At 62.0% G+C, this 18,176-nt stretch carries 17 protein-coding genes and 1 pseudogene; 11 read left to right on the top strand and 7 right to left on the bottom strand.

The genetic code is table 11. The annotated features are described in order from the left end of the window. Nucleotides 1-4 precede the first annotated feature (4 nt). A complete protein-coding gene (locus QAZ22_RS13880) occupies nt 5-706 on the bottom strand; it encodes an enoyl-CoA hydratase-related protein (RefSeq protein WP_278207327.1) in 702 nt (233 codons plus the stop codon). A 136-nt stretch (nt 707-842) separates the two neighbouring features. Further along, nucleotides 843-2,099 carry a CoA transferase gene (locus QAZ22_RS13875; protein WP_278207326.1) on the bottom strand — a complete coding sequence of 419 codons (1,257 nt, stop codon included), beginning with the start codon at nt 2,097-2,099 and terminating at the stop codon, nt 843-845. A 195-nt stretch (nt 2,100-2,294) separates the two neighbouring features. Here QAZ22_RS13875 and QAZ22_RS13870 point away from each other — a divergent pair, with 195 nt between their 5' ends. Continuing rightward, nucleotides 2,295-3,929 (top strand): sigma 54-interacting transcriptional regulator, encoded by a 1,635-nt coding sequence (locus QAZ22_RS13870; RefSeq protein WP_278207325.1) that lies wholly within the window; start codon nt 2,295-2,297, stop codon nt 3,927-3,929. A gap of 185 nt (nt 3,930-4,114) precedes the next feature. After that, nucleotides 4,115-4,699 carry a hypothetical protein gene (locus QAZ22_RS13865; protein ID WP_278207324.1) on the top strand — a complete coding sequence of 195 codons (585 nt, stop codon included), beginning with the start codon at nt 4,115-4,117 and terminating at the stop codon, nt 4,697-4,699. A 170-nt stretch (nt 4,700-4,869) separates the two neighbouring features. Here the strand turns inward: QAZ22_RS13865 and QAZ22_RS13860 are convergent, their stop codons facing one another. Further along, entirely contained in the window at nt 4,870-5,766 is an 897-nt protein-coding gene (locus QAZ22_RS13860) for a LysR family transcriptional regulator (RefSeq protein ID WP_278207323.1), read from the bottom strand. 100 nt (nt 5,767-5,866) lie between these two features. Here QAZ22_RS13860 and QAZ22_RS13855 point away from each other — a divergent pair, with 100 nt between their 5' ends. Next, nucleotides 5,867-6,862, top strand: a complete 996-nt coding sequence (locus tag QAZ22_RS13855; protein WP_278207322.1) for a zinc-dependent alcohol dehydrogenase family protein — start codon at nt 5,867-5,869, stop codon at nt 6,860-6,862. 77 nt (nt 6,863-6,939) lie between these two features. Here the strand turns inward: QAZ22_RS13855 and QAZ22_RS13850 are convergent, their stop codons facing one another. Genes QAZ22_RS13850 through QAZ22_RS13835 form a run of 4 tightly spaced genes read right to left on the bottom strand, consistent with a single transcriptional unit; the run spans nt 6,940 to nt 10,867 of the window. Continuing rightward, a complete protein-coding gene (locus tag QAZ22_RS13850) occupies nt 6,940-7,746 on the bottom strand; it encodes an SDR family oxidoreductase (RefSeq protein WP_278207321.1) in 807 nt (268 codons plus the stop codon). Nucleotides 7,747-7,759: 13 nt separating this feature from the next. Next, nucleotides 7,760-9,157, bottom strand: coding sequence for an NAD(P)(+) transhydrogenase (Re/Si-specific) subunit beta (locus tag QAZ22_RS13845; RefSeq protein WP_278207320.1), 1,398 nt, complete (start codon nt 9,155-9,157; stop codon nt 7,760-7,762). A gap of 1 nt (nt 9,158) precedes the next feature. Beyond that, a complete protein-coding gene (locus QAZ22_RS13840; protein ID WP_278207319.1) occupies nt 9,159-9,581 on the bottom strand; it encodes a proton-translocating transhydrogenase family protein in 423 nt (140 codons plus the stop codon). Next, nucleotides 9,581-10,867 (bottom strand): Re/Si-specific NAD(P)(+) transhydrogenase subunit alpha, encoded by a 1,287-nt coding sequence (locus QAZ22_RS13835; protein ID WP_278207318.1) that lies wholly within the window; start codon nt 10,865-10,867, stop codon nt 9,581-9,583. Before QAZ22_RS13835 ends, QAZ22_RS13840 begins: the two co-directional genes overlap by 1 nt. A gap of 279 nt (nt 10,868-11,146) precedes the next feature. Between QAZ22_RS13835 and QAZ22_RS13830 the strand changes: the two genes are divergently transcribed. The 8 genes and pseudogenes from QAZ22_RS13830 (at nt 11,147) to QAZ22_RS13795 (ending at nt 17,870) form a co-directional block, all read left to right on the top strand. Further along, complete coding sequence (locus QAZ22_RS13830; protein WP_278207317.1) at nt 11,147-11,896, top strand: 3-oxoacyl-ACP reductase family protein; 750 nt, start codon at nt 11,147-11,149, stop codon at nt 11,894-11,896. 123 nt (nt 11,897-12,019) lie between these two features. Then, nucleotides 12,020-12,257, top strand: a pseudogene (locus tag QAZ22_RS13825) (hypothetical protein); the annotation flags it as partial. 49 nt (nt 12,258-12,306) lie between these two features. Further along, nucleotides 12,307-12,756 (top strand): aspartate 1-decarboxylase, encoded by a 450-nt coding sequence (panD, locus tag QAZ22_RS13820; protein WP_278207316.1) that lies wholly within the window; start codon nt 12,307-12,309, stop codon nt 12,754-12,756. An 87-nt stretch (nt 12,757-12,843) separates the two neighbouring features. Continuing rightward, nucleotides 12,844-13,842, top strand: coding sequence for a biotin synthase BioB (gene bioB, locus QAZ22_RS13815; protein WP_278207315.1), 999 nt, complete (start codon nt 12,844-12,846; stop codon nt 13,840-13,842). An 8-nt stretch (nt 13,843-13,850) separates the two neighbouring features. Next, nucleotides 13,851-14,993, top strand: coding sequence for an 8-amino-7-oxononanoate synthase (locus QAZ22_RS13810; protein ID WP_278207314.1), 1,143 nt, complete (start codon nt 13,851-13,853; stop codon nt 14,991-14,993). Beyond that, nucleotides 14,990-15,628: a dethiobiotin synthase gene (bioD, locus tag QAZ22_RS13805; protein WP_278207313.1), complete on the top strand. Its 639-nt coding sequence runs from the start codon at nt 14,990-14,992 to the stop codon at nt 15,626-15,628. Before QAZ22_RS13810 ends, bioD begins: the two co-directional genes overlap by 4 nt. Continuing rightward, the gene (locus tag QAZ22_RS13800; RefSeq protein ID WP_278207312.1) at nt 15,625-16,890 is read left to right on the top strand and encodes an adenosylmethionine--8-amino-7-oxononanoate transaminase; all 1,266 of its coding nucleotides are present in this window, start codon (nt 15,625-15,627) and stop codon (nt 16,888-16,890) included. The genes bioD and QAZ22_RS13800 overlap by 4 nt, the downstream gene beginning before the upstream one ends. Further along, nucleotides 16,887-17,870 carry a beta-ketoacyl-ACP synthase III gene (locus QAZ22_RS13795; RefSeq protein ID WP_278207311.1) on the top strand — a complete coding sequence of 328 codons (984 nt, stop codon included), beginning with the start codon at nt 16,887-16,889 and terminating at the stop codon, nt 17,868-17,870. The genes QAZ22_RS13800 and QAZ22_RS13795 overlap by 4 nt, the downstream gene beginning before the upstream one ends. Nucleotides 17,871-18,176 lie beyond the last annotated feature (306 nt).

The following is an 18,176-nucleotide window of genomic DNA, read 5'->3' as shown; positions in this document are numbered from 1 at the left end:
CGCATCAGGCCCCGAATTTGGAGGGATCGGGCTTGCGCCGCTCGGTGAAGGCGCTGGCAAGTTCATGACTCTCATCCGTCTCGAGATAGGCCCGCAACAACAGGTCGTGAGCCATGCGGGACAGGCCTGACACGCCGCCATGGCGAGCGTTGAAGGCCGCCTTGATCGAGGCAAGCGCAAAAGAGCCACGCTCGGCGATCTCCAGCGCAAACTTGCGCGTCTCCTCCTTGAGGTCGGCGTCGGGCACCACCTTGTTGATCAAACCGAGCTCAAGCGCTTCATGGGCCGGAATCTTCGGGTTGCGGTACCAGATTTCCTTCGCCTTCTTCTTGCCGACCAGATCTTCCAGGTACCAGGTGCCATAGCCGGCATCGAAGGATCCGACCATCGGACCGACCTGGCGGAAGACGGCACTCTCCTTGGCGATCGTACAATCGCAAACCATCTGCAGAACGTTGCCGCCACCGACCGCGAAACCGTTGACTGAGGCAATGACAGGTTTCTGCAGCCGGTCGATCGTCTCGTACATCTCCAGAGTGGGGAGCGTGCCGGCATAAAGCAGGCTATCCTCCATACCATCCTTGCGGCCACCGACGCAGAAGAACTGGTCGCCCGCGCCGGTCAGCACAATCACGCGCGTGCGCGTTTCACGGCGGACCTCGTTCAGGCAATCCCGAATTTCGTGGCACATTGTCAGGTTGAACATGTTGCCATCGTCAGGACGATTGAGCGTAAGCGTCCCAATCGGACCGTCTTCTTCATAAATGATTGTATCGTAGCTCATTGAATCCTGGTTCCCTTGCTTGCCAGCTTGCCGCCTGAGCGACGTTGTTCTTGTATGACTAGACCACCTTCAGGCGGCGCAAATCCGTAAGGCGCTCCTGATCGTACCTCAAAAGATTTTCGAGTATCTCGGCGCTATGCTCGCCGAGAAGCGGTGGCCCAAGCCGCGGCCTGCTGACCGCCCCATCGACCTGAATGCCGATGCCAACCTGCGGAACTTTGCGATCGCCGCTTTGCAAGGCATAGAACAGGCCGCGCTCGAGCAGGTGGTGGTCGCTGACGAGGTCATCGACACGGTTTATAGGTCCGGCCGGTATCCGCGCCTTGGCAAACAGGGACAGCCAATGGGCGCGAGGCTTGCCCAGAAGAACCTCTTGGATCAACGCTACAATTTCTGTCCTGCACTCGCGTCGTAGCGCGTTGCTGGCGAAGCGCCCGTCGCCAGCGATTTCGTGTTTGCCGAGCGCCTCCCAGAACCGTTGCCAGATATTGTTATTACCAAGCCCAAGCGTGATCGGAGCATCGGCGGTCTCAAACGCTTGATAGATTGCAATCACGCTGTCCTTACCGCCGGACCGCCGGGGGAGTTCGCCGGAACCCAGGAACGGCACGATCCGACAGGCGACAAAGCGCGACATCGAATCGACCAATGCGATGTCGACTGTTGCGCCCACGTTTGTTCGGGCGCGCCTCATCAACGCGGCGATTGCCGCGAGGGCGGCATCCTGGCCAGCCAACATGTCGGCCGCAGGCGCGCCGACCTTCTGCGGATCTCCGTCAGCCGCGCCGGTGACGTCCATGATCCCTGAATACCCCTCTGCAATCAGGTCGTAGCAGGGCAAATCAGATCGGAGCCCAGTCATTCCGAAACCGGTGATTGAGACATAGACCAGCCGGGGGTTCCACGAACGCACGGTTTCCTGGTCAAGGCCAAGCTTTGCGGCGACCCGTACAGAGGTGTTGATCAGGATAACATCAGCTCTCTCGGCCAGGTCGCGCAAGATCGCCACGCCTTCCGGCTGACTATAGTCCAGACACAGGCTGCGCTTGTTTCGGTTGACGCTTTCGAACCAAAGCGACTCACCGTCAAGGAAGGGCGGCCCCCATGCCCGAGCGTCGTCGCCGCCAGGCCGCTCGACCTTGATAACGTCGGCGCCGAAATCGGCGAGCAATTGCGCGGCATAAGGACCAGCGATCGACGTAGTCAAATCGATCACACGCACCCCCTCCAGCAAGTCAAAGCCCTTGTTGCCTACTTGCTCGACGGGAAGCTGGTCGAGCGGCAAGCCTCCTGCAATCATGTGGTCATGCGACATGCGGTTCCTCACTGCTAAGCCGTTATCAGCAAGTCGCATGCCAATCGCGTCCCATGCCTCACGCGAAGAATTTTGAACCGAAATCCGGCTAAGATTTACATCAGCCCTGTCTGATTGTATTCATCCAGTACAGCGGAACGCGCTGGTGTGTCTTTTTTGACGACACTTGCTCGTCTTCGGGCTCAGGAGGGTGTGATGTCGGGCATTGAGGGCCTTGTGGTTACCCAGACGGGTAAGGGCGTTGTCTTTGCGTGCGGCGCTGGTGCCGATCCCCGGGTGCGGGCCCTTGCAACTGACCGGGAATGGATAGCGGAAGCGAGAACGCGCCGGCTGCAACCGCTCCTGTTGCGCGGCAAGGACTATTCGGCGCTCATCTCTTCGTACGCCGATGGCGACGTCATCTTCATCAGCACGAGCCGCAACGCGGTTCTTGAATTCATCGGCTCCGTCGACTTCGCCTACGACATTATCGAGAAGCTGCTGACCGATCCTTTCGAGGCCATGACAGTGGTCGATCGCGAGGCGCGTCTTGTCTACATCTCGCCCGTGCATGAGGCCTTTTTTGGCCTGCGACATGGCGAAGCCAATGGTCGTCCCGTCGCGCGCGTCATCGAAAACACAAGATTGGATTCAGTCGTGCGGTCGGGGCGCCCCGAAATCGGGGAGATCCAGCGCATGAACGGCGTTGAACGCGTGGTCTCGCGACAGCCGATCCTGCGCGATGGAAAGACCCTCGGCGCGATCGGCCGCATCATGTTCAAGGGCCCTGAGCAACTCGCCGCGCTGAGCAAGCGCATCAGTCAATTGGAGGGTGAGGTCGAGTTCCACCGCCGCGAAGCAGCAGTCTTGCGCGGACGCAGTTTCGGCCTCGAGCACCTGATCGGCGAAAGCGCGCCTATGCAGCGCCTTAAAACAGAGATCACCAAGGTGGCGCCCTTGGAGGTCCCGGTACTGGTCTCCGGCGAGAGCGGGACGGGCAAGGAACTGGTGGCGCATGCACTGCACCGCTTGAGCCCACGCCGCGACAACCCGCTTGTCATGGTCAATGCTGCTGCGCTCCCGGCCAATCTGGTTGAATCGGAACTCTTTGGTTATGAGGGCGGCGCTTTCACCGGTGCCGACCGGAAGGGTCGCAAGGGTAAGTTCGAACAGGCTGCTGACGGCACCATCTTCCTTGACGAGATCGGCGACATGCCACTCGACGTGCAGGCCAAGTTGCTACGCGTCCTGCAGGACCGGGTCGTTGAACGTGTCGGTGGCGAGCGTCCGCGGCATGTCGACTTTCGCCTTGTTTCGGCGACCAACCGGGACTTGCAGTCATTCGTTTCGCAAGAGAAGTTTCGTCTCGATCTCTACTACCGGATCTCACCTGTCGTTATCGAAGTGCCGCCGCTTCGCAGGCGTGTTGAGGACATCGAGCTGCTTACTGCACATTTCCTCGACGAGTTCTCGCGTATTCACCGTAAACCGGTTCCGAAGATAAGCGAGAGCGCCGGCACCTATCTGATGGAGCGGACTTGGCCTGGCAATGTCCGCCAGCTTCGTCACGTCATCGAGCGGGCCTTCATCTTTGCCGAGGACGGTCTGATCACCACCGAGACATTGATCCAACATGGCGGTCTGGAAGCGAGCGCCGCGCGTTCGGAACTGCCGCTTGAACGGGAACCCCGAGCCAGTCTACCGCGGTTGAAGGATGCCATCGAGCGTACCGAAACCGCGCTTATCCGGGAAGCAATGCAAGCCTTTGGCGGGAACAAGAAACGTGTCGCCGATGAACTCGGCATTTCACGATCTTATCTCTACAAGGTCCTCGGTGAAGTCGACCGTTAGTGCGAGACAGCCCACGGAATTGCGGTCCATGTCCGCAGCACAGGCATTCAGTGACTTCCGTGTCCTTCAGAAAGGCAGCGAAGCATATCCGAGGGACGTTTTACGACCCGCCCGAAGCCGCCCAGACTGACTGGCACATTGGTTGCAAGATCAGGCCAGATCGCCGGGCCTATCTGAGGATGAATATGAATCTCGCTTATGTCGTACGCTGCAACTTCAACGATGCCTCACGCGAGGCCGCCTGGAACGACTGGTATAGTGGCCCGAAGCTGAGGCAGATGTTGGCAAAGCCACACTTCCTGACCGTGCAGCGATTTCGACGAGTTTCGGGATCGGGGCGAAACTACCTCGCCTTCTGGACCATCGCGTCCGCGGACGCCTTCACCACCAACGAATATACAAGCGACTGGGGCTTCTTCGAATGGCACCCCTATATAGTCGATTGGAGCCGCGACCTGTTTGAAGCCCGTAACGGGCATTCGGTGACGGCGCCCAAGCTGCGACCACGCGAGTTGTTGCGCCTGGTTTCTTTCGAGGGCGCGTCGGAAGCATATGCCACGGATGCCCATTCCCAAATCGATGCCGAGCGACCCGGTACCAGATGGTTCCGATCTGTCGGCCTCGACAGGCACACACCCCTTCTCGGCCTTTCGGTCGAAAAATCAGACACCGCCTACGCTGCAATCGCAGGTGTCAACGAGGCTTTCTACGAGCCCATCTCCGATCTGGTAATCACCGAGCAGCCCGAAGCGCTTCCCCTAGTTCGCTGACCACGCCTTGGCAGAATTCATCGTTTATGGATCAAGGACGCGGACGGCCACCTTACCTTCAAACCGACAGCCGAATGACGATCTCAACGCCTGATGGCTCATATTGGCAACGGGTCGGACGACAGTCCGGCCCGTTCCCACGCTGCACACAGGCCGCCATTTCTGAGCTCTCACATCAATTTCGGCAAGGATGCTGCCAGCTCATCTATGGCAAGCCTCAACTTGACTGGCATCAGCGGCGCCCGCAACCAGACGGCATAAGCGTCGTAAGGAAAGCTCGGCATTGTCGGAAACACATCCCTCAAGCTGCCATTAGCAATATGACCGCGCACCAACCATGAGGGCAGCCATGCAAGGCCAGCCCCTGCTGCAGCGGCTTCGGCAATCACATTGAGATCGTCGAAGCGAAATCGGCTCGGCGGAACGATCTCAAAAGGCGCTTCGCTATCGCGCGGGAACAGCCAAGGAGGAACCGGCCCAGCGCGCCAATAAACCACTGTCTCATGGCCCGCGATGTCAGACAGATCTTGGGGCATGCCACGCTCGGCAATGTAGCTTGGCGAAGCACAAACGATCATGCGTTGCTGCGCGAGTCGCTTGGCCATGAGTCCGGCTCTATCGGTCAATTCTCCCGTCCTAATCGCGAGGTCGAACCCGCCTTCCATGAGGTCGACAAGCCGATCGGTGAAAGAGAGCTCCAACTCCAATCCAGGATAGCGCTTGGCCAAGTTTAGCATTACGGGGGCTGCGCATTGCCGGCCAAAATGGACCGGCATTGTTACTCTCAGTTTGCCCCTTGGCTCCGAGAGTTGATCGGCTGCTAGTGCGTCGGCAGCTTCAGCCTCGGTAAGAATGATGCGGCAGCGCTCATAATAAATCTTGCCGATATCGGTGAGGCTCTGCCTGCGCGTGGTGCGGTTGAGCAGCCGAACCCCGAGCCGCTCCTCCAAGAAACGCACATGCTTCCCAACCATTGGGCCAGACATTTGAAGGGCAGAGGCCGCCGCTTCGAATGAGCCTAGATCCACGGCTTTGACGAAGGCAGTCATGCTGGCAAGACGATCCATATTCCAAACCGTTGGTTTAGTCTTATCTTCCTGCGAGCCAATATATCTTCCCGATTTGTGCATGGTAAAGCCAATTCGATGCAAATCGTTAGGAGTTATAATGACAAAAGTCGTCCGTTTTCATGAGTTTGGTGGCCCTGAGGTTCTGCGCATAGAAAATATCGATGTGGCGCCTCCCGGCCCGGGGCAAGTCCGTATTCGCGTGAAGGCCATCGGCCTCAATCGGGCTGAAGCGCTGATGCGCGCTGGCACCTATATCGAGACCCCTGAGTTGCCCTCGCGTCTTGGCCTCGAGGCCGCCGGCATCGTTGACGCACTCGGATCCGGCGTAAGCGGGTTCGCGGCTGGTGACGTTGTCAGTACCATTCCACCGATCTCGATGATCGAATACCCGGCCCATGGCGAACTCGCCACATTCCCAGCCGCGCACATTGTCAAGCACCCTGCGAGCCTCACCTTCGAAGCTGCTGCTGCTTTATGGATGCAGTTTCTCACGGCGTACGGCGCTTTGATCGAGATCGCCCAGCTGCGCGCCGGGGACTTCGTCGCTATTACCGCGGCGTCAAGCAGTGTCGGACTGGCGGCCATTCAGATCGCCAAAAAGGTTGGCGCCACGCCAATTGCCATTACCCGATCGTCCGCCAAGAAGCAGGCGTTGATCGATTTCGGCGCAACCCATGTGATCGCGGCAAATGAGGAGGATTTGGAAGCCCGGCTGAAGGCCATTTCCGGCTCGACTGGCGTGCGGGTCGTTCTCGACGCAGTCGGTGGCCCAATCTTCAATCCACTGACTGCTGCCATGGCTCGCGGCGGCATCCTGCTCGAATATGGCGGACTAAGCCCCGAGCCTACCCCTTTCCCGCTTTTCACGGTGCTGGGTAAATGTCTGACGCTTCGCGGTTACCTTGTACATGAGATCGTTCAGGATCCTCGCCGCCTCGAAGCCGCCAAGACTTTCATTGCCGAGGGACTCACGGACGGATCCCTGAAGCCTGTGATCGCCAAGACCTTTGATTTTGCAGATATCGTCGAAGCCTATCGATATCTCGAATCAAACGAACAATTTGGCAAAGTGGTTGTGTCGCTGAACACCTAGGGGCATCTCAAACCAGTGACCATCTGAGCGGCCCATTTGGGCCGCTCAGTCGTTAGAGCCGGAGGGGACCGACAGTACTAAATTCCCCGGGCAGCGCCGCCGTCGATGTCAATCGTGGCGCCTTGGATGTAGGCTGACTGATCGGATGCAAGAAAGGCAACAAGCCGAGCCACATCCTCTGGGGACCCGAAGCGCACGATCTGGTGGCCAGCAAGTAGCTCGTTCTCGATGGCGCTTTCGCTTAACTGTCGCTCCCTCATCAAAGACTCGATGCGGGCGAATAGCCTACCCGATTTGATATAGCCCGGGTTTACCGCATTCACTCGAACGCCGTCGCGACTTCCCTTATCAGCCAAGGCCTTTGTCAGGTTCAGCAGTGCCGAATTGACCGCGCCGCCAATTGTGAAATCCGCGCTTGGCGTGCGAGAGCTCGAGCCTACTATGTTGATAATAGAGCCGCCGCGTGAAGCCAGATGCGGCCACGCCGCCCGGCACAGAAGCACGCTCGCATAAAATTTTAACGAGAACCCATCCAACCAATCCTCATAAGTAAAATCCAGAAACTCCCCTCGCCTGGTGTCGCCGGCGCAGTTGACCAAAAGATCGAGCTGACCGAACTGACCTAATGCAAACGCTACGCATCGATCCGGGGCGTCAGGCTTTTTCAGATCTGCAATAGTGACAGCTGCTGGCGCGCCAGAAAGTGCTGTCGCAGCCTGCTGTGTTTCGGCGAGTGACTGACTGTCGCGAGCAGCCAAGCAAAGAGAAAAGCCGCCCTTTGCGAGTTCCAATGCGATAGCCCGGCCAATGCCTCGGCTAGCGCCCGTCACCAGTGCGACCTTCTTCGGTGCGGCAGCCTTATTCGTCGTTGCGAACTCAGTCAAAAGCCACCTAGCATCAGTGATCCATGGCCTTGACGATTTCCTCGGTCATCTTCTTGGCGTCGCCGAGCAACATCATGGTGCCGTCCTTGTAGAACAGCGTGTTGTCGATGCCGGCATAGCCGGAGCCGAGCGAGCGCTTGACGAAGAGGCAGGTGCGGGCCTTGTCGACGTCGAGGATCGGCATGCCGTAGATCGGCGAGGACTTGTCGTCGCGCGCGGACGGGTTGGTGACGTCGTTGGCGCCGATGACATAGGCGACGTCGGCCTGCGCGAATTCGGAGTTGATGTCCTCGAGCTCGAACACCTCGTCATAGGGCACGTTGGCCTCGGCGAGCAGCACGTTCATGTGGCCGGGCATGCGCCCGGCGACCGGGTGGATGGCGTATTTGACCTCGACGCCGTTGGCCTTGAGCTTGTCGGCCATCTCGCGCAGCGCGTGCTGCGCCTGGGCGACCGCCATGCCGTAGCCCGGCACGATGATGACCTTCTGCGCGTTCATCATCAGGTAGGCGGCGTCGTCGGCCGATCCCTGCTTGACGGTGCGCTCGATGCCGTCGTCGGCAGCGGCAGCGGTTTCGCCGCCGAAACCGCCGAGGATGACGGAGATGAAGGAGCGGTTCATGCCCTTGCACATGATGTAGGACAGGATCGCACCGGACGAACCGACCAGCGCGCCGGTGATGATCAGCGCCAAGTTGCCGAGCGTGAAGCCAAGCGCTGCCGCCGCCCAGCCGGAATAGGAATTCAGCATCGACACCACGACCGGCATGTCGGCGCCGCCGATCGGGATAATCAGGAGCACGCCGAGCACCAGCGAGGCGGCGACGATCAGCCAGAAGACCAGCTTGGACTCGGTGGTGACCAGCAGCACGATCAGCACCACCAGGGCAACACCCAGCGCGATGTTGATCATGTGGCGGCCGCCGATCATGATCGGCTTGCCGGACATGCGGCCGTCGAGCTTCAGGAAGGCGATAACCGAGCCGGTGAAGGTGATGGCGCCGATGGCCACACCGAGGCTCATTTCGATGAGCGCCTGGGCGTGGATGTCGCCCGCCGTGCCGATGCCGAAGCTTTCCGGCGCGTAGATGGCGGCTGCCGCCACCATGACGGCGGCGAAGCCGACGAGCGAGTGGAAGGCGGCGACCAGCTGCGGCATCGAGGTCATGGCGATGCGCCGCGCCACATAGGCGCCGACGCCGCCACCGATGGCTAGCCCCAGCACGATCAGGCCGAAGCGGCCCGCCGAGGGCAGCGCCAGCGCCAGCGTGGTGCAAAGAGCAATGCCCATGCCGATCATGCCGTAGAGATTGCCCTGCCGGCTGGTGGTCGGGTGCGACAGGCCGCGCAGCGCCAGGATGAAGAGGATGCCGGAGACCAGATAGAGGAAGGAAGCGAGATTGACGGTCACGTCACTTTTCCTTCTTCTTGTACATGGCGAGCATGCGCTGGGTGACGAGGAAGCCGCCGAAAATGTTGACCGAAACCAGCACCAGGGCGATGAAGCCGAAGCCCGCGGCAAGGCCGGAAGCCGCGATGCCGACGGCAAGCAGCGCGCCGACGACGATGACCGAGGAGATGGCGTTGGTGACGGCCATCAGCGGCGTGTGCAGCGCCGGCGTCACCGACCAGACGACATAGTAGCCGACGAAGATCGCCAGCACGAAGATGGCGAAGCGGAAGACGAAGGGATCGATGGCGCCGCCAGAGAGCGCATGTGCGGCGTTGCCGGCAGCCTCGGCGCCGGCGGGCGCGTTGGCGAGGTCATGCACGGCAAGGCGGACGGCGGCCGTCGCCTGATCGAGCTGGTCGAGGGCTTTCTGCAGCTGTTCCATCACGCGCTCCCTTCTGGCTTGGACGAGGGCGACTTGGCCGCGGCCTTCCTGTTGTTGGTTTTCCGGGGTGCCGGTTTCGTGTCGCCGGCGCCGGCAACCATGATCGTGGCCGGGATCGCAGCCGGCTCCGTGCGCGGCGCATCGGCGGCCTTGGCGAAATTGGGATGCACGACCTGGCCAGCGTCGGTCAGCATCGTCGCCTTGACCAGCTCGTCGTCGCGCTTGATGGCAAGCTGCTTCGCCGCCTTGTCGACCATCGTCTCGAGGAAGGCGTAGAGGTTCTTGGCGTAGAGCAGCGAGGCCGATGCCGCGACGCGGCCCGGGACGTTGAGATGGCCGACGATCTTGACGCCGTTTTCGGTCGTGACGACCTTGCCGGGCACCGCGCCCTCGACATTGCCGCCGCGCTCGACCGCGAGGTCGACGATCACCGAGCCCGGTTTCATTGAGGCGACCATGGCGGCCGAGACCAGCTTCGGCGCCGGACGACCCGGAATCAGCGCCGTGGTGATGACGATATCCTGCTTGGCGATGTGCTCGGCGGTCAGCGCCGCCTGCTTGGCCTGGTATTCCTTCGACATTTCCTTGGCGTAGCCGCCGGCCGTCTCGGCCGCCTTGAATTCCTCGTCCTCGACGGCGAGGAACTTCGCGCCGAGTGACTGGACCTGCTCCTTCACCGCCGGGCGCACATCTGTGGCGGTGACGACGGCGCCGAGGCGACGCGCGGTGGCGATCGCCTGCAGGCCGGCGACGCCGACGCCCATGATGAAGGCTTTCGCCGCCGGCACGGTGCCCGCCGCCGTCATCATCATCGGCAGCGCGCGGTCATATTCGGCGGCCGCGTCGATCACCGCCTGGTAGCCGGCGAGATTGGCCTGCGAGGAAAGCACGTCCATCACCTGCGCGCGGGTGATGCGCGGCATGAACTCCATCGAGAAGGAGGTGATGCCGGCCTTGGCCATCGCGGCCACCGCCGCATCGTTGCCGTAGGGATCCATGATGGCGATGACGGCCGCGCCGGACTTGTAGCCCTTCAGCTCCGCATCGGTCGGCCGGCGCACTTTCAGCACCACATCGGCCTTCGACGCGTCGGCAGCCTTGCCGATCGCGGCACCCGCCGTGGCAAACTCCTGATCGGTGATGCGCGAGCCGAGGCCCGCGCCCTTCTCGACGATCACCTCGAAGCCCAGACCCGCCAGCCGTTTCACCGTCTCAGGCGAAGCCGCGACACGCGGCTCGTTCGCATCAAGCTCACGAGGGATGAATATGGTTTGTGTCGCTGCCAAACGGGTTAATCTTTCTGTCGGTTCGTTGCCGCGCTCAGTAGCAAGTCCCGTGCCAGAGAGGATGGAGGCCGAGTAACTGGCTACCAGCTACTCGTCTGTTTCCAGGCAGGAGGATCCCGGTGTTTCCGGTGGCAACATCATGTGTTTATCAAGGACAGCCAGCACCGGTGTGCGCGTGAAGGTCAGCGCTTGGGTTGATGTTTTTCTCGCCATCCCTGGCTGCCAGCGGAATGGCATGGTTATTGCGAAGAGAATGACGGCATCACTCGGGAGGATTAGTTGATGAGCTCTGCACTTGAAGGCAAGATCGCCTTGGTCACAGGAGGCAGCCGCGGCATCGGCGCCGCAATAGCGAAGCACCTTGCGCGCGACGGTGCGAACGTCGCCATCACTTACACTTCGGCCAAAGACAAAGCCGATGAAGTGGTCAAGGAAATGGAGGCCATCGGCCGCCGCGCCATCGCTATCCGTGCCGACAATCTGGCCGCTGAAGCAATGGATCTTGCCGTGAACGAAACGATCGCCAAGCTCGGAGGTCTGGACATTCTCGTCAACAACGCTGGGATTCTGCACACCGGGCCAATTGAGGACTTCACGCTCGAGGATTTTGAGCAGACCATTGCAATCAACGTACGAGCTCCCTTTCTAGCTTGCCGCGCGGCTGGCCGCCAAATGCGTGCGGGCGGAAGGATCATTTCAATCGGCAGCAATCTTGCTGATCGAGCGCCTCGACCGGGCTTAAGCCTGTATTCCATGAGCAAGGCCGCCCTTGTTGGGATGTCCAAAGCCCTCGCCCGCGAACTCGGCCAGAAAGGCATAACCGTAAACGTCGTTCAGCCAGGTTCCACAGATACGGAAATGAACCCTGCTGATGGTGCATTCGCCGACAATCAACGGGCGCGGATGGCGCTGCCGGGGCGCTTTGCTACTCCTGAGGACATAGCCGGGCTCGTATCTTGGCTTGCTGGGCCCGGCGCAGCCAGCGTTACTGGCTCCGTCTACACGATCGATCGCGGATCCAACGCCTGATAGTCGAACGATATGACAGCGTAGACAACTCCCAAAGTGGCCTTCGAACGATGATCGCTGGCGCCTGCATCGAGAAATGAAATGGTGGCTGTTATGATGAGCAGGCCCGATCGCGCCCACCAAGACGCAGTGCTGGACAACATGTCGTTTGACCCGGGCGATGGCGATGGTCGGCGGCCGCGCGATCACCGAACCATCCGGCCGGGTGATCGCGCAGACAGCATCGGCAATTGCCGCGGCGGGCATCGACCTGATACCAGCTTCATTGGCTTTTGATCGTAGCACATACGGCCACGACAGAAACCGGCGCGCCCGGTGGGGAGGCCGCTTTGCGGCCAGTCGCAGCCGCCGAGGTGAATGAGAGGCGCAAAGCGGTTGCATTAAAATCGCAAGCTGTTCTGGAGATGTCCATGCGCAAAATCGTCGCCGGCAAGCTGCACGGCATCCACGTCACCGAGGCCAATCTCGACTACCATGGTTCGGTCACGCTCGATCCCGACCATTGCGAGAAAGCGGGCATCCTGCCGATGGAATTCGTCGATATCTGGAACAAGAACTCGGGCGCACGGATCTCGACCTATGTCATCCTCGGCGAACGCGGATCCCGCTGCTGCATTCTCAACGGCGCCGCGGCCCGCACCTGCCAGCCGGGCGATCAGGTGATCATCTGCAACGCAGTGTATGCGCACGAGACGGACCTGACCGCACTCAAGCCGCGCGTGCTGACCTTCGACAAGGATAATCGCGTCGTCGACCAGTTGACCTATTCAGTTGAGCGCAACGCCGGCGGAGGCTACAGCTTCTCGATACTCAACGAGGTCCACGACGCTCTGCCGATACCGGCGCTCGTGGGCGGCTAAAAAGCTGGCCAGGCTGGCCACTGCGGAAAAGTTCAAGCTCGTTCAGCGGAACCGGCTGCAAATGGACATCTAGACGATGGAGACGGAATGAACGCCGAATTGCATCTGAACGCGGCCGTTGAGCTGTTCAACGAAGTGTCCTCCCAATGGAAGCGGGAAACCGCCCAGGCTATCCACGATCTGCCGTTCAACGACCTGCTGTTCCGGGCCCAGACCATCCACCGGGAGAATTTCGACCCCAACCGGGTGCAGCTGTCGCGCCTGCTGTCGATCAAGACAGGCGGCTGCCCTGAGGATTGCGGCTATTGCAGCCAGTCGGCGCATCACCAGTCCGGCCTCAAGGCCTCGAAGCTGATGGAGGTTCAGCGCGTCATCGCCGAGGCAAGAAAGGCGCGCGACGCAGGCGCCACGCGATATTGCATGGGCGCCGCATGGCGCAGCCCCAAGGAGCGCGACATGGAGGCGGTCATCGCCATGGTGGAGGGCGTGAAGGCGCTCGGCATGGAGACCTGCATGACGCTCGGCATGCTCGACCTCGGCCAGGCCCAGCGGCTGAAGCAGGCCGGCCTCGACTACTACAACCACAACATCGACACCTCCGAGCGCTACTACAGCGAGATTATCTCGACGCGGACCTTCGCCGACCGGCTGGAGACGCTGGCCAACGTCCGCGACAGCGGCATCAAGGTCTGCTGCGGCGGCATCGTCGGCATGGGCGAGGACAAAGCCGACCGCATCGACATGCTGGTGACTTTAGCCAACCTGCCGGAGCCGCCCGACAGCGTGCCCATCAACATGCTGATCCCGATCGAAGGCACGCCGCTCGGCGAGGCCGACCCGATCGAGCCGATCGAATTCGTGCGCACCATCGCCCTTGCCCGCATAATGATGCCGAAGTCGCACGTGCGGCTCTCGGCCGGGCGCACGGCGATGAGCGACGAGATGCAGGCGTTGTGCTTCTTCGCCGGCGCCAACTCCATCTTCGTCGGCGACACTTTGCTGACCGCCGAAAACCCAGGCGAGGACAAGGACAGCGCGCTGTTCCGCCGGCTGGGCATCAAGCCGATGGAGCGCGAAGCCCAGTGAACGGGCGGGTGAACGGCCGAGCTATGCTCGACCGCTACGAAGCAACCTTGAGCGGGCTGGCCCGCAAGAAGCGGTTGCGGGCCCTGAGCGGCCGCGCCGGGCTCGATTTCGCCTCCAACGACTATCTCGGCCTGGCGCGCTCGAAGCGTATGGCAGAGGCGGTCGCCGCGGCACTCGCCGCCGGCACCCTCGTTGGGGCGACCGGTTCGCGGCTCCTGCGCGGTAACGACCCCGAACACGAGGTACTCGAAGCCAAGGCCGCCGGCTTCTTCGGCGCCGAGCGCGCGCTGTTCTTCGGCGGCGGCTATGTTGCCAATTTCGCGGTGCTCACGACCTTGCCCCAGAAGGGCGATCTGATCGTGCTGGACGAGCTCATCCATGCCAGCGCGCATGAGGGGGCGCGAGCCGGCCGCGCCGAACTGACTGAAGCAGCGCACAACGATGCCGACGCCGTAGACGATGCGATCCAAACCTGGCGCGCGAGAGGTGGCACCGGCCGCGCGTGGATCGTGGTCGAGAGCCTCTACAGCATGGACGGCGACCGGGCTCCGCTTGGTGAATTGATCGAGATCGCGGACCAGCATGATGCATTCCTGTTCGTCGACGAGGCGCACGCTACCGGCGTCTATGGTCCCGACGGGCGCGGTCTCGCGCACGATCTCGAAGGCCGCGACAATGTCGTGGTGCTCCACACCTGCGGCAAGGCGCTGGGCGCATCCGGCGCGCTGGTCACCGCGCCAGAATTGCTGTGCGACTATCTCGTCAACCGCTGCCGGCCCTTCATCTACGCCACCGCGCCCTCGCCGCTGATGGCTGTGGCGGCGGCGACGGCCCTCGACATCGTCGCCGACGAACCGGATCGCCGTGAACGGCTGGCGGGGCTGGTCGCGCTCGCCTCCAAGAAGGCTGGGGAGTTGGGCCTGCCTGCGAGCGGTTCGCAGATCCTGCCAATCATCGTAGGCGACAATGCGCGCGCCATGGCGCTGGCGCTGGCTTTGCAGTCAAGCGACTTCGATGTGCGCGGCATCCGCCCCCCAACCGTTCCCGAAGGGACGGCGAGGCTCAGGATCTCGCTGACGCTGAATGTCGGCGAGGACGACGTCTCGGCGCTGTTCGATGCGCTTGCCGAGGAATGGGGGCGCAGGCCATGACGGCGCGCTTCATCGTGACCGGCACCGACACCGGAATCGGCAAGACCGTGTTTGCGGCCGGTCTGGCGGGCCTGCTCGACGGCTTCTATTGGAAGCCGGTGCAATCGGGCCTCGACGAGGAGACCGACAGCGAGATCGTTGCTCGCCTCTCCGGCCTGCCGGCGGGGCGCGTCCTGCCGGAAGTGTACCGCCTGAGGACGCCTCTGTCGCCGCATCGGTCGGCCGAAATTGACGGCGTCGCGATCGAGGCGGCAAGGCTTTCGCTCCCAGATTTGCCGGGCCCGCTCGTCATCGAAGGTGCTGGCGGGCTGATGGTGCCGCTCAGTCGGCAGATGCGGTTCATTGATATTTTCCGGGAATGGCAACTACCGGTCATTCTTTGCGCCCGCACGGCGCTCGGCACCATCAACCACACCCTGCTTTCGTTGGAAGCTCTGCGTGCCCGTTCGATACCGTTGCTTGGCATCGCCTTCATCGGCGACGAGATGGCCGATACGCAAAGGACGATCGCCGAAATGGGTAATGTACGAATGCTTGGTCGCCTGCCGCGTCTCGACCCGCTAACGCCTGAGGTGCTTTCCGCGGCTATGCAGGCCGCATTTAAAATCGCCGACTTCAGGGAGATCCGGGCATGAGCCGCTCCGCTGTCTGGCATCCCTTCACCCAACATGCCACCGAGCCGGTTCCGCCGACGATCGTGCGCACAGAGGGCGCCTATGTCGAGACGCGCGAAGGCAGGCGCATCCTCGATGCGATCTCCTCCTGGTGGGTCATCACCCACGGCCACCGCCACCCGAAGATCCTGGAGGCGATCCGCGAGGCGACCGAAACGCTCGACCAGGTGATCTTCGCCGGCCTCTGCCACGAGCCGGCCGAGCAATTGGGCGCCGCACTGGTCGACATGACGCCAGCGGGCCTTGACTGGGTCTTTTTCTCCGACAGCGGCTCGACCAGCGTCGAGGTGGCGCTGAAAATGGCGCTGGGCTTTCACCGCAACAGGGGCCTCCCGCGCTCGCGCATCGTCGTGATGGAGCACAGCTATCACGGCGACACCATCGGCACGATGAGCGTCGGCGCGCGCGGCGTCTTCAACGCCGCTTACGAGCCGCTGCTGTTCGAGGTCGACACCATCCCCTTCCCCGCGGCTAGCCGCGAGCAGGAAACGCTGGATGCCTTCGAACGGCTGGCACGTGACCGCAAAGTTGCCGCATTGATTGTCGAGCCGCTGGTGCTCGGCGCCGGCGGCATGCTCATGTACCCTGCCTGGGTACTCGCCGAACTCAAACGCATTGCCGAGCGCTCCGAAACGCTTTTTATCGCCGACGAAGTCATGACCGGCTGGGGCCGCACCGGCACGATCTTCGCCTGCGAGCAGGCTGCGATCGCTCCCGATATATTGTGCACGTCCAAGGGACTGACGGGCGGCTCACTGCCGCTTGCGGCGACGCTTGCCACCGATGCGATCTTTCGCGCGCATTACTCCAGGGATCGGGCCAGGACCTTCTTTCATTCGAGTTCCTACACGGCAAACCCGATCGCCTGCGCGGCTGCACTTGCGAATGTGGGCATCTGGAACGACGAGCCCGTGGCGGAGCGCGTAGCCACCCTGGCGCGGATGCAGGCCGAAAAAGTTGCGCGTTTCAGCCAGGATCCGCGTTTCGAAAATGTCCGCGCCAGCGGCACCATCGCCGCGCTCGACCTTCGCGTCGGCAGTGCCGGCTATCTGGCCGAGGTCGGGCCCAAGCTGCGCGCCTTCTTCCTCGAGCGCGGCTTGCTGGTGCGGCCGCTCGGCAACGTCATCTACGTGCTGCCACCCTATTGCGTGACGTCGGACGAACTCGACCGGCTCTACGCGGCAATAGACGAGGCCGCCGGGCTTGCGGGCGACCAGCGATGACCCGCACGACGCGCATCATAGGCCTTGGCCATCACGTGCCGGCTCGAAAAGTCGGCAATGCAGAGATCGAGGCAAGTCTTGGGCTGGAGGGCGCCTGGATCGAGGGACGAACCGGCATCCGCTCGCGTTTCTGGGCGGAGCCAGGCGACACACTGTCCGGGCTGGCGGCCGAGGCAGGCGCCATGGCGCTGCAGGCTGCCGGCATCGATCGCAAGGAGATCGGCCTGCTTCTGCTTGCCACATCGACGCCTGACCATCTGCTGCCGCCAAGCGCGCCGCTGGTGGCGCACAGGCTTGGCCTTGAAAAGGCCGGCGGCGTCGACTTGGCAGGCGCCTGCGCGGGTTTCATCTATGCCATGACATTCGCCGACGGCTTCGTGCGCCTGCACAACAAGCCGGCCATCGTCATTGCGGCCAACATATTGAGCCGTCGGATCAATCCGGCCGAGCGCGCCAGCGCCGTGCTGTTCGCCGATGCCGCGGGCGCGGTGGTGCTGGCCCCTTCCAGTGACCCCAGCCACGGCATCCTCGGCACCTCGCTCGCCTCGGACGGGTCCGCCTATGGCCTGATCCACATCCCGGCCGGCGGTAGCAGCCGTCCTTTCTCGGAGGAGATCGACATCGTCGACACCCGCATGACGATCACGAACGGCCGAGAAGTCTTCGCCAAGGCGGTGGAGATGATGAGCCGCTGTTCAACCGAGGCGCTGGCGGCGTCCGGCCTTTCGGCGTCGGATATCGCCCGTTTCGTGCCACACCAGGCAAATGTCCGCATCTTCAATGCGGTCGGCAAGTCGCTCGGCATCGAGGATGAGCGCATCGTCAAGACCATCGCCGATTATGGCAACTCGTCGGCCGCAACGATCCCGCTGTCGCTGTCGGTTGCCCACAGCGCCAATCCGTTTCGACCGGGCGAGAAACTGCTTCTAGCTGCAGCCGGCGCCGGCCTCACCGGCGGGGCATTGGCGGTTGGCGTCTAACTCGGACCCCGCAAGCCATGATCCTGTCACGGCCTATGAGTCGTTGTTGCAGACGCTTGGTGACAAGATGGCGAACGGCTCGAGTGGGGCCGGAAGCGGACAGCCCGGTTTTGGGATGATCGGCAAAAGCAGCAGGCCTTCATCAGCCTGCAGACCGTTGGCCAGAAGAAACTCAGGATGTACCGCTGGAGCACTGCCGTCTAACTGTTCAGCGGCTATTCTGACGCCGGACCTCTTCGCGAGCACAACGGCAATCTCATCAACGGCTCGAGCCGCCCGCTTCAGGATCAGTTCGGACCGGAGCAC

The sequence above is a fragment of the Mesorhizobium sp. WSM4906 genome (genome assembly GCF_029674625.1).
Classification (GTDB): Bacteria; Pseudomonadota; Alphaproteobacteria; order Rhizobiales; family Rhizobiaceae; genus Mesorhizobium.
This window is presented reverse-complemented; position numbering and strand designations above follow the sequence as displayed.